Raw genomic sequence first — 17227 nt, 5'->3', positions numbered from 1 at the left:
TGCAAAAGGTGCATCTTAGCCATAATGGCGGAATGCACCTTTTTTGTCGTATGTGGTTCTGTCCAATATATTGCTTACCGTTTGTTTGGTTGAGCATTCTTCTGTAACCCCTGATGTCGTGGACGAGAGAGGATTTTCTCTCGATACAAGCTGGGCGCTTCACCGTGAAATCGTTTGAACTGTTTGGAGAAATACAGTGCATCTGGCAGTCCGACCGATGCAGATACCTGTTCGATGGACAGATCTGGGCGTTCTCTTAGGAGTTGGCGCGACTTGTCGATCCGCAGTTTTAGCAGATAAGTGACTGGCGAAAGTCCGGTTTCCTGTTTGAAAATGCGGGAAAGATACGCACGATTATACCCGAGACTCGCAGACATCTGTTCAATGGAGACAGGATAGGCATATTGGGTGGACATATATTGAATCATCTGTTTCACCGTACGTCGGATGGATGATTCACCTGGAATTAAGGTTTGCCCCTGCGAAAGGTGATTCTGTGCTTCAGCTAGAATCATATATAACGTACCCAGTGATGTGAAATGGGAGCTTTCTTTGCGCTCGGCAAAAGCATCCTGCATCACGGATAACCAATCGGATATTCCACAAGAGGGTCCGGCATGAAAAACGGACTTCTCCGGGCGGAATCCTGCCTCCTCGGCATGCTGGGCAGCCTGGCTGCCCGTAAAGGCGATCCAGCGGTATTGCCATGGGTTACGGGCATGTGACTGGTAGCTCACCAGTTGCCCGGGGTGAATGAGGAAACAATCACCTGCGGATAACTCGTAGGTGTGCAGTTCGGTACGGAACGTACCCGCCCCTTTTTCTACATAATGCAGCAGATAATAATCAAACAATTTAGGTCCAAGGGCGTGACCTGGAAGCGTCTGGCTTGCTCCGGCAAACAGGACATGCAGTGCGCCTTGCTCATAATAGACCGGATTGGAGGCAACCGAATAACTGAGTGCTCCACTTTTACCGGAAGGTGATTCCTGTATTTTTTCTATTGAAGATGCAAGCGGGTCTTTCTTGGCGTTGGATTGATCTGCCATAGTTGTTTCCTTCTTTCCGGGATGCTCTGATCATTATACGTCTTAAGGTCACATTTATCCATATGAAACACACATGGTTGCATTACATGAGGCACCGCTTTCTTATATAATAACATTAAGAAAACCACAACAACGAGGCGAGGTGCAGCAGCAGTGAACGTAACTGAATTGAAACAAAAGTTTATTGAGAAGTACGGAGAGAGTGGAGCGGACATCCGTGTATTTCATGCCCCTGGGCGTGTGAATCTGATCGGTGAGCACATTGACTATAATGGTGGATACGTGCTTCCGGCAGCACTTGAATTCGGAACAACATTAATAATCCGTGAGCGTCAGGACAACAAGCTGCAACTGGCATCCACGAACATGTCTTATGAAGGAGCACTGGATACTTCCACTATTGGTAAGGAGAAAACGGGTGAATGGACCGACTATCCTGTTGGTGTCATGGTTGAATTGCAAGGCAAAGGTGTGAATGTAACGAAAGGGTACGACTTCCTGTACCACGGAGAGATTCCAAACGGGGCAGGACTTTCATCGTCTGCGTCTCTGGAGGTACTTACCGGTTTCGCGATTCAGTCTCTGGAGGGCGTGTCGGATATTGATACGGTTCAACTGGCACTTCTGTCCCAGAAAGCGGAAAATGAGTTCGTAGGCGTCAACTGTGGAATCATGGATCAGTTCGCTGTGGCAAACGGTGCGCAGGATCACGCAATCCTGCTGATGTGTGACACACTGGAGTATGAAAAGGTTCCTTTCCGTACAGGCTCTTACAAATTGGTCATCGGGAACACAAACAAACGCCGCGGGCTGGTGGATTCGGCGTACAATGAACGTCGCTCCCAATGCGAGCAGGCACTTGCCATCTTGAAGGAACAGCTGCCTGCACTGAATTACCTGGCTCAATTGACGCCAGAGCAGTTCGTAACACTACAGGATCAGATCAAGGATGAGAAAGTTAGACAGCGTGCGCAACATGTTGTGGAAGAGAACGCGCGTGTGCTTGCATCTGTCGAAGCATTGCAGCGTAATGATCTGGAAACCTTCGGCCAATTGATGAACGCTTCTCATGAATCGCTTCGCGACTTGTACGAAGTAAGCTGTGATGAGCTGGATGTTATGGTTGAAGAAGCTCAGCGGATTCCTGGCACACTTGGTGCCCGAATGACTGGCGCAGGATTTGGCGGTTGTACCGTATCGCTGGTGCATGAAAATGATGTCGAGCGTTTTGTAAGCGAAGTGGGCGCTGCATATGAAGCGCGTACCACTCTCAAAGGTGATTTTTATGTGTGCGGTGTAGGCGACGGTGTTAAAGAATTGAAGGAGGCGAAGTAAAATGGCAATTTTGGTGACAGGTGGAGCAGGGTATATTGGATCTCATACGGTAGCGGCTTTGTTGGAACGTGGAGAAGAGGTTGTCGTACTGGATAACTTGCAGACAGGGCATCGTGAGGCGCTGCTCGGTGGTAAATTGTATGAAGGAGATCTGCGTGACAAAGAAATTCTGGCTAAGCTATTCGCTGAAAATTCAATTGATGCAGTCATTCATTTTGCAGCCAACTCACTCGTAGGCGAAAGTATGAAAGACCCGGTTAAATATTATGACAATAACGTGTTCGGTACACTGTGTCTGTTGGAAGCGATGAATGCAGCAAATGTACGTCGCATCGTCTTCTCTTCTACGGCAGCGACCTACGGTGAACCTGAGAAAGTGCCAATCGAAGAAAGCGATCGTACAGAGCCGACCAACGTATATGGTGAAACGAAACTGATGATGGAACGCATGATGTCATGGTTCGATAAAGTTCAGGATATCAAGTACGTTTCTCTGCGTTACTTCAATGCAGCTGGTGCTCATGAGAGCGGCAAAATTGGTGAAGATCACCAGCCGGAGAGTCACCTGATCCCACTCGTACTGCAAACGGCTTTGAAACAACGCTCGCATATCGCTGTGTTTGGTGACGACTATGCAACCGAAGATGGAACATGTATCCGTGACTATATCCACGTGAGCGACCTGGCTGATGCACATCTGCGTGCAGTAGATTACCTTCGCAAAGGTGAGAACAGTAACGTGTTTAACCTGGGTAACGGTACAGGGTTCTCGGTAAAACAAGTGATTGAAACAGCTAAAAAAGTGACTGGCCTCGATATCCCGGTTGTACAGGAGCCACGTCGTGCAGGTGACCCTGCAGTGCTAGTAGCTTCATCTGCAAAAGCGAGATCCGTTCTGGGCTGGAATCCAAAATGGACCAATCTGGAAGATGTCATTCAAAGCGCTTGGAGCTGGCACCAATCACGTCCTGACGGCTACGGAAAAAACTAGGAGGCGAACACCTTATGTCACAGACTCATATTGCAGCAGGTGCCACAGAGCGGACACCGGAGCAGCAGGAAGCACTGCATGCCATTGAACGTCTGGTTGCATTTGCCTTGCAGAAACAACTAATTGAGGAAGCGGATTGGGATTATAGCCGCAACCTCCTGCTTGAACAATTCGGATTCTCGGAGCCTTATGCCGGCGAGTTGGACACAACTGTGCCCGCTGGTCCACAGGCGATGCTGGATACATTGATCGATTATGGATTTACCATTGGACTCATTCCTGAAAATAGCGATACGTTCCGTGATTTGCTGGATGCCAAAATCATGGGTCATTTGATGGCACGCCCATCCGAAGTGGTACGCGCATTCCGCCACACCGAGCAGACGGAAGGCATTGAGGCGGCCACATCCCAATTCTATGACTTATCCATTAACTCCAACTACATTCGGATGGATCGCATCTCGAAGAACGTCTATTGGACGCAGGATACGGCTTATGGGGAGATGGAGATTACCATAAACCTCTCCAAGCCGGAGAAAAGCCCGAAGGAAATTGCCATGGCGAAATTGCTACCGCCACCGGTATATCCAAAATGCCAGCTGTGTCGTGAAAATGTAGGCTACGCTGGTCGGGTGAATCACCCGGCCCGCCAGAATCTGCGAGTCATTCCGTTGAATCTTAACAACGAGCCTTGGTTGTTCCAATACTCGCCGTATGTGTACTACAACGAGCACTGCATCATTTTCCATCATGATCATGTGCCGATGAAACTGACCAAAGATACGCTGCGCAGGCTGCTTGCCTTTGTTGGGGAGTACCCGCATTACTTTATCGGGTCTAATGCAGATTTGCCGATCGTTGGCGGTTCTATCCTGACACATGACCATTTCCAGGGCGGACGTCATACGTTTGCGATTCAAAATGCACAGCCAGAGGCGGTCTTCCACCATGCGGATGCCCCTGGACTTACATTGAGTCTTGTGAAATGGCCAATGTCCGTCATGCGTCTGGCCTCACACGATCCTGCAGAACTGCTTGAAGCCGGTAACGCTGTATATGAAGCGTGGAAGGTCTATAGTGATTCGGCTGTGGATATCGAAGCATTCAGTGAAGTAGACGGTGAGCAGGTACCACATAATACGGTAACACCAATCGTTCGTCGTAGTGCAGACGGTGGCTACGAGATGGATCTCGTATTGCGTAACAATCGTACGAATGATGTGCATCCTGAAGGGATTTTCCATCCTCACCGTGAAATGCACCATCTGAAGAAAGAAAACATTGGTCTGATCGAAGTGATGGGACTTGCCATCCTGCCTGGCCGTTTGAAGGAAGAGCTGGACAGTATCGCAGATATTCTCGCTGGAGATGCCAAACTTGCTGAAGCCGCCAAAGCTTCTGATCATGTGTTGAACAAACATCTGGGCTGGGCTGAAGAGCTGGTTGAACGATTTGGTCCTAACCTGGACAAAGAACAAGCCATTTCCATCGTACAGCAGGAAGTCGGCTTAAAATTTGCCGAGATTCTGGAACATGCAGGTGTCTACAAATATGATGAAGCGGGCCGCCAGGCTTTCCGTCGTTTTGTGAGCAGCATGGGATACACGGAATAACAGTCAACAAACAAGAACACCCGCCCTATCTTGAGCGGGTGTTCTTGTTGTTCTTGATATTGGTGTGCATTGGAATGAGCTTCCGAGCCAGTTATAATGGAGTGAATTCCTAGAGTACCACAATGAATTGAGGAAATGGGGTTAATAACTTGGAAAAGCATGCATTGGATATTCCATTGATTACAGATGCTGAGGAACTGCAAGGCATGGTGGGTGAACCGCATGAACATGTGCGTAACAAGGCAATCTCATTTGTGGATTCACATGTTCAGAACTTTATATCCATGTCACCATTATTTTTCCTCTCCACGTCCGATCATGATGGAAAAAGTGATGTGTCACCACGGGGCGACGGAGCGGGATTCGTAAAAGTGTACGATACATATCGACTCGTTTATCCTGAGCGTCCGGGTAATCGGCGGATAGACTCGTTGTTGAACATGTTGTCTAACCCTGGCATCGGTATGCTCTTTTTGATTCCGGGAATGAATGAAGTGCTGCGTATTAATGGTACAGCATCCATCACCAAGGATGAAGAATTCATCGCAAGCATGGGTTGGAGTGGTAAAACTATAGGTGCAGCTGTCATTGTGGATGTGGAAGAGTGCTTTATTCATTGTCCGCGGGCATTCAAACAGGCTGGGTTATGGGCCCATGAAACATGGGTAGCATCTGAAGATTTGCCTTCTACAAGCGAGATGTTTAGGGCACATTTGGAGATTAACGGATTGTTATAAAGTGAGTGGCTATCGATTTGTTTTTCTATAAACGGGGTACTATAATTGGAGTTGCACTAAAAATTCTAAACTCCCTTGGAGGCGACAATAGATATGAGATCTTTCCAATTCTATAATCCAACCCGTCTGATATTCGGTAAAGGACAACTGGAAGCATTAAAGACAGAAGTACCGAAATACGGTAAACGGGTTCTGCTTGTATATGGTGGCGGTAGTATCAAACGCAGTGGTCTGTACGATCAAGTGATCGGATTGCTTAAGGAAGCTGGAGCAGAAGTGACTGAACTGGCAGGCGTTGAACCTAACCCACGTCTTTCTACGGTGCATAAAGGGGTAGACCTTTGCAAAACGAATAACATTGACCTGATTCTCGCTGTAGGTGGCGGTAGTGTACTGGACTGCTCCAAAGCGATTGCTGTAGGTGCTAAATATGATGGCGACATGTGGGATTTTGCTCAGCGCAAAGCCGTTGCACAAGACGCTCTTCCGCTTGGTACCGTATTAACGATGGCAGCAACGGGTTCGGAGATGAACTCCGGTTCGGTTATTACGAATCAGGATACACAAGAAAAATTGGGCTGGGGTAGCGCATATTCATTCCCTGCATTCTCCATCCTGGATCCAGTGAATACATACACGGTTCCGCTGGACCAAACGGTATACGGTATGGTGGATATGATGTCCCACGTATTAGAGCATTACTTCCATCTGGATGAGAACACGCCGGTTCAACTCGGCTTCTGTGAGACAATTCTGCGTACCGTGATGGAAGCAGCCCCTCGTCTGGTTGAGGATCTGGAGAACTATGAACTGCGCGAAACGATTCTGTATTGCGGAACGATGGCATTGAATGGTGTGCTGAATATGGGTCTCGCAGGAGACTGGGCAACACATAATATCGAACATGCAGTATCTGCAGTGTATGATATCCCGCATGGTGGCGGACTGGCGATCTTGTTCCCGCACTGGATGAAGCATAATCTGGATGTCAATGTGGATCGATTCAAACGTCTGGCAATTAATGTATTCGAAGTGAATCCTGAAGGCAAGTCGGACAGACAGATTGCCGAAGAAGGTATCGATGCGCTCAGCAAATTCTGGACATCCATTGGTGCCCCTAACCGTTTGGCTGATTACGATATCGATGATAGCCAGATCGACGTAATGGCTGATAAAGCTATGCTGTTTGGCCCATTTGGTAACTTCAAGAAACTGCAACGGGAAGATGTTGTATCCATCTACAAGGCTTCTCTATAATTCTATACTAATTACTGACAAGTGAACGGACACATTCTGTTGTCCAATAACCGCAAGTCTCCTTTATGGGGGCTTGCGGTTTTTTCTATGTCTAGGATGCGTGCATGAATGAGGGAGGATCTTGAAGCATGAACTAAAGAATGTCGTGATAATATCCATTATCGGCTCCAGAATACATTTGAGGAAAGATTTTGAAACATTTTGATGTTAGCTACGTATTTATTTACATGTGGAATGCCCAGTTAGGATGAATTTGCGGCAGAGAGAGGAGGAACAGGGGATGGAGACGATTTATTGGGGGTGTCTGATCGGAGGGGCCATATTTGCGGTTGTCAGCCTTGTGCTGGGTGACTTGATTGACGGCTTGCTGGACGGAGCTTTTGAGATGCCAGGTCTTGATTTTTTCAAACCCGTTGTGTTAGCTGGTTCCATTACAACCTTTGGTGGGGCAGGCATTATGCTGACACGTTATAGTTCATTAAGTGCAATGTCCGGTCTAATACTATCCCTGCTTATAGGTATTGCTGCAGCCATGCTGGTATTCTTCGCATATATCAAACCGATGCGTAACAGCGATGTTTCGATTGCATTTTCAATGAAAGAGTTATCTGGAAAAATTGGGGAAATTACCATTCCGGTGCCGGAAAAAGGTTTTGGCGAAGTGATGATCCGTTTTGCATCCGGTAGTACGATTCAAACGGCATCCAGTTTTGAACACCTCCCCATTGCGGCGGGAGCCCGTGTTGTTGTGGTGGATGTTGTAGATGGCGTACTGCGTGTGTCGGAATGGGATGAAAATGTACTTAAAGATTTATAAAGTATTTTTATCGCCTAAGTAGTTTAAGCACTCATCATGAATGAATAAGGGGAGAGATGTGGAATGAATTTAGATTGGGATGTGTTGTTGATACCTGCCGTTGTTGTTGGTGTGATTCTGATATTGGGATTGGCTTTTTGGGCGAGATACAAAACGGTTGGACCGGATGAGGCGATGATCGTTACGGGGTCTTTCCTAGGTAGCAAGAATATCTCCGATGATGATTCTGGCCGAAAAATTAAGATTGTTCGTGGTGGCGGTGCATTTATCCTGCCCGTGTTCCAGCAATCTGAGTTTATCTCCTTGTTGTCCCACAAGCTGGATGTCTCCACACCTGAAGTGTATACGGAGCAAGGTGTTCCAGTAATTGCAGATGGTGTCGCTATTATCAAGGTCGGTGGCGCTGTAGAGGACGTTGCTACGGCAGCTGAGCAATTCATCGGTAAACCTGTAGAAGCGCTGAGAAGCGAAGCACAGGAGGTACTGGAGGGGCATTTGCGGGCCATCCTCGGTACAATGACGGTGGAAGAAGTATATCGGAACCGGGATCGGTTTGCGCAAGAGGTTCAAGGCGTAGCAGCTAGAGATCTGAAGAAAATGGGACTGCAGATTGTCTCCTTTACCATCAAGGATGTTCGTGACAAACAGGGCTACCTGGATGCTCTTGGTAAACCAAGAATTGCTGCTGTGAAGCGTGATGCCGAGATTGCCGAAGCCGAAGCGATGCGTGATGCACGTATTCAGAAGGCCAATGCGGAAGAGCAAGGTCAAAAAGCAGAGTTGCTGCGTGATACCAATATCGCCGAGGCAGCCAAAGAGAAGGAACTGAAAGTAGCCACGTTTAAGCGGGATCAGGATACAGCCAAAGCGGAAGCCGATCAGGCATACCATATCCATGAAGCCCGTGCAAGACAGACCGTGGTGGAAGAAGAAATGAAGGTTGAACTCGTTCGTAAAGAACGTGAGATCGATCTCCAGGAAAAAGAAATTGTCGTACGTGAGAAGCAATATGATGCTGAAGTGAAGAAAAAGGCAGAAGCAGATCGTTATGCGGTGGAACAGGCTGCTGAGGCGGATAAAGCCAAAAGAATGCGTGAAGCCGATGCTGTACAGTATTCCATCGAGACACATGCCAAAGCAACAGCTGAACAGAAGCGACTCGAAGGTCAGGCGATGGCGGATGCGGAACTTGCCAAAGGTACAGCGGATGCAGAAGTTATTCGTTTGCGTGGTCTTGCCGAAGCGGAAGCGAAGGAAAAACTGGCCGAGGCGTTCCAGAAGTTTGGCGAAGCGGCTGTACTCGACATCATTGTCAAAATGCTGCCTGAACTGGCTGGCAAAATTGCAGAGCCAATTGCATCTATTGATAAACTGACGGTGGTAGATACAGGTAAAGGTGAAGGTGCAGCGCGAGTGAGTAACTATGTTACTGAACTTATGGCTACGGCTCCAGAGATGCTCAAGAGTGTATCCGGCATCGATGTAGAGCAGCTTATTAAAGGCCTTACCAAGTCCAAAACACCTGCGCCAGTTGCCATTCAACAGAGCGAGGCTGTTACAACTCCTTCTATAATCGACAAGATTGTGGAAAGAGCTGGAGTTGACGAGTAAAGAAGTACTTAAATCTTGCATGGTTGCTCTATTGACCTTAAGGCGAATTTTTGTTACTTTTTAAGCGAGACGTCCGGCGCGGATTGCCCGCTCCGGGTGTCTTTTCGTTCGTAATAGGGTGTGACTTAATCACACCTAAGATGGTGTGAAAAAAGAGGTGCAAACAATGAGCAGCCTGCATGTAGATAAAGCGCTAAATAATAATGTAATCATTGCACAGCATCCTGAACACGGGGAAGTCGTTGTTATTGGTAAAGGCATTGGCTTTAACCGAAAACCGAGTGATCACATTCCATTGATGGCTGTGGAGAAAATGTTCATTTTGAAAAACCAGCAGGAGCAAGAGCAGTACAAACAGCTTCTTCCACAGGTGGATGAAGCACTGATCGAGATTATTAACGAAGTTATTACGTATATTGCAGAGCGTACGGATGTTCCTCTGAATGAACATATTCATATTGCATTAACCGATCACATTTCTTTCGCGTTAAAACGCAAAGAGCAGGGTATCGTCATACAAAATCCTTTTTTATATGAGACTCGCGAGATTTATCCGGAAGAATATCGAATGGCAGATTACGCTGTTCGTCTGATCAAGGAGAGAATGGGTGTAGATCTCGGGATGGACGAGATTGGTTTTGTTGCGCTCCATATCTATAGTGCAATGACCAATCAAAATATATCCCAAGTACGTGAGCATTCTCAATTGATCACGGATTTGGTGAATCTGGTATCCAATCAACTCGAGTATTCGTTTGAAACGGAATCGCTGGATTACTCTCGTTTGTTGACTCATCTTCGTTTCGCCCTTGAGCGTGTTCGCCGTGGAGACAAAGTGGAAGAGCTTCATAAGTTGGATTCCCTGCTGAAGTTGGAGTATCCTGAAATGTACTCGCTTGCATGGAAACTGACCAAAGTGATGGAGAAAAGACTGAATCTGCCTGTTTATCCTGCGGAGGTAGGCTATCTGACCATTCACCTGCAACGGCTGAATCAACGGAAGGAAGAAGAGAGTAAGTGAGATCATTCCAGTGATAGAATGCGGAATTTATTTTTTTGGTGTAAAGGCTTGCAATAGATTAGAACTGGTGCTACAATGATTTCCGTAATCAAGCAACTGAATAAACATAAGTGACGTGTTACTGACTCGATCAGGCATGAGTTAATTAAAGTGTGATTGTTCTTTCCTTGTACAGGGTATGCTATACCCCAAGGTTGGCACAGTTTACTTTATTAATTCATGCCTTTTTTGTGTTCCCTTGCTTGCATCACAACATATAACTTAGACGAAAGGGAGATACGACGCGATGTTTAAAAAGCTTTTTGGTGTATTGCAAAGAGTAGGTAAAGCCCTCATGTTGCCTGTAGCCATTCTACCAGCGGCAGGATTGCTGCTCGGAATCGGTAACATGCTGGTTAATCCAGATTTCTTGCAATATGTAACGGCGCTCGACACCCCTTGGGTGAACTCGATCGCAACAATTATGATGAACGCAGGTCAGATCGTGTTTGATAATCTGGCATTGCTGTTCGCCGTCGGTGTAGCCGTCGGATTGGCCGGTGGCGAAGGGGTTGCGGGTCTTGCAGCCATCATCGGTTATCTGGTCATGAACGTCACACTGGGTACAGCTGTAGGGGTTACACCAGCAATGATCGGCGAAGTACCGGGTTATGCCAGCATCCTGGGTATCCCAACATTGAGTACAGGCGTATTCGGAGGTATTATCATAGGTATTGCCGCCGCGCTCTGTTACAATCGATTTTTCAAAATCGAACTGCCGTCCTACCTGGGATTCTTTGCAGGTAAACGTTTTGTTCCGATTGTCACTTCGGTTGTTTCCCTCTTGCTGGGATTAGTTCTGGTGATTATCTGGCCACCGATTCAAAATGGATTGAATGCTGTGTCTCACTTCATGGTCGATACAAGCCCGACGTTGTCGGCATTTATCTTCGGTGTCGTGGAACGGTCATTAATTCCGTTTGGTCTTCACCACATTTTCTACTCCCCATTCTGGTTTGAGTTCGGTGAGTATGTGAACAAAGCTGGAGATGTCATTCGTGGTGACCAACAAATCTTCTTCAATCAATTGCGTGATGGTGTTAACCTCACAGCGGGAACATTCCAAGTTGGTAAATTCCCGTTCATGATGTTTGGTTTGCCAGCGGCCGCTCTTGCGATGTACCATGAAGCAAGACCGGAACACAAAAAGTATGTTGCAGGTATCATGGGTTCAGCTGCGCTGACCTCATTCCTGACAGGTATCACAGAACCACTTGAATTCTCGTTCCTGTTTGTAGCACCAATCCTGTTTGCAGTACACTGTATCTTTGCAGGTTTGTCTTTCATGACCATGCAAATTCTGGGTGTGAAGATCGGTATGACCTTCTCCGGTGGGTTCATTGACTTCCTGATCTTTGGTATTATTCCAAACCGTACACCATGGTGGGACGTAATTATTGTCGGATTGATTCTTGCGGTAATCTATTACTTCGGTTTCCGGTTTATCATCCGCAAATTCAATCTCAAAACACCAGGACGTGAAGATGCAACACCTGAAACTGAATCTGGCGGAGGCTCAGGTTCAACGGATGACCTGCCCCATAACATTCTCGAAGCTTTCGGTGGCAAGGAAAATATCAAACATCTGGACGCTTGTATTACTCGTTTGCGGATTGAAGTCAATGAGAAATCCAATGTGAAAAAAGATCGTTTGAAACAATTGGGTGCATCCGGTGTGCTTGAAGTGGGTAATAATGTTCAAGCCATCTTCGGAACACGTTCCGACACGATTAAATCTCAAATGCAGGATATTATTGCAGGACGAACACCAGCACCAACGCCAGTAGCAGCCAAACCAACTCCAGAAGAGGAGAAGGCACAAGGTGAACAAGGCGAGCGTATTGTTGCTGAGGACATCGTCATGCCAGTCAATGGTGAGTTGATGGACATTACGAATGTACCTGATCCAGTCTTTGCTGAGAAAATGACAGGTGATGGATTCGCAATTTTGCCACATGATGGTACAATAACTTCTCCTGTGTATGGTAAAGTGTTTAATGTATTTCCAAGCAAACATGCCGTGGGCATCATGTCCGACGGAGGCAAGGAAGTGCTTGTTCATATAGGTGTCAATACGGTGAAGCTGAAGGGTCAAGGCTTTAACGTACTGGTACAGGAAGGTGATCTGGTATCGGCTGGTCAGCCGATTATGGAAGTGGATCTGGAGTATGTGAAAGCAAACGCTCCATCCATCATTTCGCCAGTTATTTTCACCAACCTGCCAGAGGGCTCCACGGTAACCCTGAAGAAGAGTGGAGTGCTGAAAGTTGGCGATCAGCCAATCATTGAGATAAAATAAGAAGTGTTACGACGATGGCAAGCTAGTGTAAATATATGCAATGCCAAAACCAAATTACTGAAAGTGAGATGATTGTAATGCAACAAACATTCAGAATTACAGACGAAGATGGTATCCACGCACGTCCGGCGACAGCCCTGGTTAATACAGCAAACAAATTCAAAGGTGCAGAATCCTTTGCAGAAGCAAACGGTAAAAAAGTAACGTTGAAATCCATTCTGGGTGTTCTTTCCCTCGGATTGGAACAAGGCGACACCATCAGCATTATCGTTGAAGGCGAAGGCGAAGCTGAAGCTCTTCAAGCTTTGACTGACGTTATGGTTAACGAAGGGTTGGGCGAAATTAATGCTTAATGTCTCCGGGATCGCGGCTTCGGCGGGTATTGCTATCGCCAAGGCGTTTATCTTGGAGCATCCTGACTACTCTGTAGAAAAACGCCAAATTAACGACGTTGACGCAGAGATCGCAAAACTCGACTCAGCTCTGGGTAAATCCCAGGCTGAGCTTGAGGCGATCAAAGAGCGTACTTTACAAGAGCTTGGCGAGAAAAAAGCTGAGATTTTTGCTTCGCATTTGCTCATTCTGAATGACCCGGAACTGATTGATCCGGTTAAAGCTAGAATTGCAGATGACATGATCAATGCAGAATTTGCTTTGAACGAAACGGCATCGCAATTTATCTCCATGTTTGAGAACATGAAGAGTGCATACCTGCAGGAACGTGCAGCAGATATGCGTGACGTTACCAAACGTGTGCTAAATCACTTGCTTGGTATCGACTTCATGAGTCCGGCTGAGATCAATGAAGAAGTGATCGTGCTTGCGGAGGATCTGACGCCTTCCGATACGGCTCAATTGAATCGCCAATTTGTTAAAGGTTTCGCAACCAACATTGGTGGACGTACTTCTCACTCAGCGATCATGGCTCGCTCTCTTGAGATTCCAGCTGTCGTTGGAACCAAGGACATCTTGGCTCAAGCGAAACAAGGCGATATGATCATTGTTGACGGTCTGGATGGTCACGTGCTGGTTAACCCTACTGATGAAGTTATTGCTGAATACCGTGCCAAACAGGAACAGTATGATGCACAACGTGCAGAGTGGAGAAAACTGCGTGATGAGCCAACGGTAACTGTGGACAACGTTCATGTTGAACTTGCAGCCAACATTGGTACACCAAATGATGTAACGGGTGTTCTGGAGAATGGCGGCGAGGCAGTAGGCCTGTACCGTACCGAGTTCCTGTACATGGGCAGAGACAAGCTTCCTTCCGAAGACATTCAGTATAATGCTTACAAAGCGGTACTGGAAAAAATGGAAGGCAAACCTGTTGTTGTTCGTACACTCGACATCGGTGGAGACAAAGAGCTTCCATACCTGGATCTGCCAAAAGAAATGAATCCATTCCTCGGCTTCCGCGCAGTTCGTCTGTGTCTGGACCGTCTGGATATCTTCCGTACACAATTGCGTGCATTGCTGCGTGCAAGCGTACATGGAAACCTGCGTGTCATGTTCCCAATGATCGCAACACTGGGTGAATTCCGTGAAGCAAAAGCTGTCTTGCTCGAAGAGAAAGAGAAGCTGGTTGCTGAGGGTATTGCTGTTTCTGACAGCATTCAACTCGGAATCATGGTCGAAATTCCTTCGACTGCAGTTCTGGCGGATCAGTTTGCCAAAGAGGTGGATTTCTTCAGTATCGGAACGAACGATCTGATTCAATACACAATGGCAGCAGACCGTATGAACGAACGTGTAGCTTATCTGTACCAACCTTACAACCCAGCCATTTTGCGTTTGGTTAAAATGGTTATCGATGCAGCACATCGTGAAGGCAAATGGGTTGGCATGTGCGGTGAGATGGCAGGAGACGAAACAGCAATTCCATTGCTGCTCGGCCTTGGATTGGATGAGTTCAGCATGAGCGCAACATCCATTCTGCCAGCTCGTAGTCAGATCACGAAGCTGTCCCGTGCGGATATGCAGGAACTGGCTGCTAAAGCTCTGGATATGCAAACGGCTGAACAAGTCGTTGAATTGGTTCAAAGCATTCAAGCGTAATGTAATTTTACGGGGTTTCCACCCGATTTTAAGGGTTTCTTTTTCCGATAAAAAGCTGCAGTCGTGCAGCAATTTTGCCGGTATCCGCGATTCATTGTGGATATCGGCTTTTTTTGTTATCAACAGGATAATGTGATTCGGACTCACGTGTGTAAACAAACGGTTCTTTAAACCTTGGTCTGCGAACTGAAGGGAGACTGAACGTGGCTAAAGTAGACAAATATGCTGTATTCTGAATTGCAAGGCGGCGTTCTTGAGTGGAGAATGCGTAATTCATAAGTGAAAGTGCAAAGAACTAAGAGAGGAGAGCTAAGGATTAAAGCTAAAGGACAAAAGCTAAAGTATAAAAGCTAAGGGATTAGCACTGTGGGGGAACTGGGGGATGAGCTTTGGGCATTAGGCGCTGTGCTGCTAAGGAATCTGAGACATCTTAGTCCGGGATTTGAAGCACCAGCAGAAATCTAAAGAACCTGAGACACGTTATGTCGGACTATACAGCCATTTTTAGCATTATTGTGAGGGTATCTATAGAAATAACGTGTCTGATGTTCCTAAGAATTGAAAGAGTGGCCTGTGGAGGCCAAATAAGACATCCTGGATTCGTTAGAACATGTTCTGGCTTGGTACTATCCGTCTCAGGCATCCGAAAGTCTGGGCTTCCAGACCTCAGACCTAAGATGCTGGCATACGTCGGAGCATGACTTGCCTGCGTTGAGACATGCTCTAGCAGGATGATGGTGAGTAATAACAGTGGCATCTTTAAAAGGGAAGGCAACTCGAAAAGCTCTTGCTGATTGGAATGTCAGCAAGAGCTTTCGTGATAACAATGATTTGATTAATTGCACGCGCAGTTCAGTACAGGTTTGCGGGCCGCTGTAGTCTCATCAAGACGAGTGACCGGTGTTCCGTAAGGTGCGTTGAGTACCAATTCTGGCGTCTCTTCCGCTTCTTTGGCAATCCGTATCATCGTATCAATAAACCCATCCAGTGTTTCTTTACTTTCGGTTTCCGTCGGCTCGATCATGATGCATTCCTCAACGTTGAGCGGGAAGTACACCGTTGGCGGGTGATATCCAAAATCAAGTAATCGTTTGGCAACATCCAGTGTACGCACACCATATTGTTTCAATCCCCGACCAGACATGACGAATTCATGTTTGCATACCCCTGGATACGGAATCTCGTAGTAAGGTGCGAGACGGGCCATCATATAGTTGGCATTCAGTACCGCACACTCAGATACACGGCGCAAGCCTTCCGGTCCATAGGTGCGAATGTAGGCATAGGCACGTACCAAAATACCGAAGTTGCCATAATAAGCTTTGACCCGACCAATGGATTGATCTCCTTCACGGTCCAGTGAATACACACCATCATCATTTTTGATCACCATCGGTTTAGGCAGGAACGGGATCAGACGGCTCTTCACCCCGACGGGTCCGGCACCAGGTCCACCGCCGCCATGAGGCGTGCTCATCGTTTTGTGCAAGTTCAGATGCACCACATCAAAGCCCATATCACCCGGACGGGTAATGCCCATAATGGCATTGGAGTTCGCGCCATCGTAGTACAGCAAGCCACCAGCCTGATGTACGATGGATGCAATCTCCTGAATGTCTTTCTCGAACAAACCAAGTGTATTCGGGTTCGTCAGCATCAATGCTGCTGTATCCGAGCCAACGGCTGCACGGAGTGCGTCCAGATCAACCAGTCCGTCTGCGCGGGATGGAATCGTCACGGTCTCAAATCCTGCAACGGTTGCACTTGCCGGGTTGGTGCCGTGAGAAGAATCGGGCACGATGACTTTGGTACGCTGTTCACCACGACCTTCGTGGTAGGCACGAATCATCATAAGTCCAGTCCATTCTCCATGGGCACCAGCGGCTGGTTGTAAGGTCACAGCGTCCATACCTGTCAGCCCCGCAAGGTCATTTTGCAACGTATACAACAGTTCAAGTGCACCTTGAATGCTGGATTCATGCTGGTACGGATGGATTTTGGCAAAACCATTATAACGTGCAACATCCTCATTAATCTTGGGATTGTATTTCATTGTACAAGAGCCCAGTGGATAAAATCCGTTATCAACGCCGAAGTTGCGGCGGGACAGCGCGGTATAGTGCCTGATAACATCTACCTCGAACACTTCCGGTAGTGCGGCTGCTTCCGAACGGAGCATTTCCCGGGGAATCAACGTGTCGGCAGCCTGACGAGGAACGTCACATTCTGGCAGAGAATAAGCGACACGTCCAGGGCTGCTGAGTTCAAAGATCAATGATTGTTCCGGAGCAGGAGATAAGGTCTGTGCGCTGAATGTTGTAGCTGTCTCAGATTGAGCCGGAGTGGAGACAGAGGCACCCGTTTCCGATTGTCCTTGTCCTTGTACCGATGTTGTCGTTG

The 17227-nt window shown here is 47.2% G+C and carries 13 protein-coding genes; 11 read left to right on the top strand and 2 right to left on the bottom strand.

Annotated elements, in window-relative coordinates:
- Positions 1-74: 74 nt before the first annotated feature.
- Positions 75-1049 carry an AraC family transcriptional regulator gene (locus NKT06_RS24280; protein WP_253440136.1) on the bottom strand — a complete coding sequence of 325 codons (975 nt, stop codon included), beginning with the start codon at positions 1047-1049 and terminating at the stop codon, positions 75-77.
- A 153-nt stretch (positions 1050-1202) separates the two neighbouring features.
- Between NKT06_RS24280 and NKT06_RS24275 the strand changes: the two genes are divergently transcribed.
- The 11 genes from NKT06_RS24275 (at position 1203) to ptsP (ending at position 14827) form a co-directional block, all read left to right on the top strand.
- Positions 1203-2384, top strand: a complete 1182-nt coding sequence (locus tag NKT06_RS24275) for a galactokinase (RefSeq protein WP_253440133.1) — start codon at positions 1203-1205, stop codon at positions 2382-2384.
- A 1-nt stretch (position 2385) separates the two neighbouring features.
- Positions 2386-3375, top strand: a complete 990-nt coding sequence (galE, locus tag NKT06_RS24270) for a UDP-glucose 4-epimerase GalE (RefSeq protein ID WP_091020409.1) — start codon at positions 2386-2388, stop codon at positions 3373-3375.
- 14 nt (positions 3376-3389) lie between these two features.
- On the top strand, positions 3390-4988 hold the full coding sequence (locus NKT06_RS24265) for a UDP-glucose--hexose-1-phosphate uridylyltransferase (protein ID WP_253440130.1): 1599 nt from the start codon (positions 3390-3392) through the stop codon (positions 4986-4988).
- A 149-nt stretch (positions 4989-5137) separates the two neighbouring features.
- A complete protein-coding gene (locus NKT06_RS24260; protein ID WP_253440126.1) occupies positions 5138-5725 on the top strand; it encodes an MSMEG_1061 family FMN-dependent PPOX-type flavoprotein in 588 nt (195 codons plus the stop codon).
- Positions 5726-5818: 93 nt separating this feature from the next.
- On the top strand, positions 5819-6982 hold the full coding sequence (locus tag NKT06_RS24255; RefSeq protein WP_253440123.1) for an iron-containing alcohol dehydrogenase: 1164 nt from the start codon (positions 5819-5821) through the stop codon (positions 6980-6982).
- 280 nt (positions 6983-7262) lie between these two features.
- Positions 7263-7799, top strand: a complete 537-nt coding sequence (locus tag NKT06_RS24250; RefSeq protein WP_017686844.1) for an NfeD family membrane protein — start codon at positions 7263-7265, stop codon at positions 7797-7799.
- Between the two features lie 63 nt (positions 7800-7862).
- Positions 7863-9410 carry a flotillin lipid rafts scaffold protein FloT gene (locus tag NKT06_RS24245; protein WP_253440120.1) on the top strand — a complete coding sequence of 516 codons (1548 nt, stop codon included), beginning with the start codon at positions 7863-7865 and terminating at the stop codon, positions 9408-9410.
- A gap of 166 nt (positions 9411-9576) precedes the next feature.
- Entirely contained in the window at positions 9577-10431 is an 855-nt protein-coding gene (glcT, locus tag NKT06_RS24240; RefSeq protein ID WP_253440117.1) for a glucose PTS transporter transcription antiterminator GlcT, read from the top strand.
- 286 nt (positions 10432-10717) lie between these two features.
- Positions 10718-12769, top strand: a complete 2052-nt coding sequence (gene ptsG, locus NKT06_RS24235; RefSeq protein WP_253440114.1) for a glucose-specific PTS transporter subunit IIBC — start codon at positions 10718-10720, stop codon at positions 12767-12769.
- Between the two features lie 77 nt (positions 12770-12846).
- A complete protein-coding gene (locus tag NKT06_RS24230) occupies positions 12847-13122 on the top strand; it encodes an HPr family phosphocarrier protein (RefSeq protein ID WP_036617010.1) in 276 nt (91 codons plus the stop codon).
- Positions 13115-14827, top strand: a complete 1713-nt coding sequence (ptsP, locus tag NKT06_RS24225; protein WP_047844045.1) for a phosphoenolpyruvate--protein phosphotransferase — start codon at positions 13115-13117, stop codon at positions 14825-14827. The genes NKT06_RS24230 and ptsP overlap by 8 nt, the downstream gene beginning before the upstream one ends.
- 835 nt (positions 14828-15662) lie before the next feature.
- Here the strand turns inward: ptsP and gcvPB are convergent.
- The gene (gene gcvPB, locus NKT06_RS24220; RefSeq protein WP_253442769.1) at positions 15663-17102 is read right to left on the bottom strand and encodes an aminomethyl-transferring glycine dehydrogenase subunit GcvPB; all 1440 of its coding nucleotides are present in this window, start codon (positions 17100-17102) and stop codon (positions 15663-15665) included.
- Positions 17103-17227: the final 125 nt, after the last annotated feature.

The sequence above is a fragment of the Paenibacillus sp. 1781tsa1 genome, from assembly GCF_024159265.1.
GTDB lineage: Bacteria > Bacillota > Bacilli > Paenibacillales > Paenibacillaceae > Paenibacillus.
This window is presented reverse-complemented; position numbering and strand designations above follow the sequence as displayed.

What these genes read in the sequence shown, in the direction of transcription:
- NKT06_RS24280 (WP_253440136.1), bottom strand. Translation starts at nt 1,049, where the DNA reads ATGGCAGATCAATCCAACGCCAAGAAAGACCCGCTTGCATCTTCAATA.
- galE (WP_091020409.1), top strand. Translation starts at nt 2,386, where the DNA reads ATGGCAATTTTGGTGACAGGTGGAGCAGGGTATATTGGATCTCATACG.
- NKT06_RS24265 (WP_253440130.1), top strand. Translation starts at nt 3,390, where the DNA reads ATGTCACAGACTCATATTGCAGCAGGTGCCACAGAGCGGACACCGGAG.
- NKT06_RS24255 (WP_253440123.1), top strand. Translation starts at nt 5,819, where the DNA reads ATGAGATCTTTCCAATTCTATAATCCAACCCGTCTGATATTCGGTAAA.
- NKT06_RS24250 (WP_017686844.1), top strand. Translation starts at nt 7,263, where the DNA reads ATGGAGACGATTTATTGGGGGTGTCTGATCGGAGGGGCCATATTTGCG.
- NKT06_RS24245 (WP_253440120.1), top strand. Translation starts at nt 7,863, where the DNA reads ATGAATTTAGATTGGGATGTGTTGTTGATACCTGCCGTTGTTGTTGGT.
- glcT (WP_253440117.1), top strand. Translation starts at nt 9,577, where the DNA reads ATGAGCAGCCTGCATGTAGATAAAGCGCTAAATAATAATGTAATCATT.
- ptsG (WP_253440114.1), top strand. Translation starts at nt 10,718, where the DNA reads ATGTTTAAAAAGCTTTTTGGTGTATTGCAAAGAGTAGGTAAAGCCCTC.
- NKT06_RS24230 (WP_036617010.1), top strand. Translation starts at nt 12,847, where the DNA reads ATGCAACAAACATTCAGAATTACAGACGAAGATGGTATCCACGCACGT.
- ptsP (WP_047844045.1), top strand. Translation starts at nt 13,115, where the DNA reads ATGCTTAATGTCTCCGGGATCGCGGCTTCGGCGGGTATTGCTATCGCC.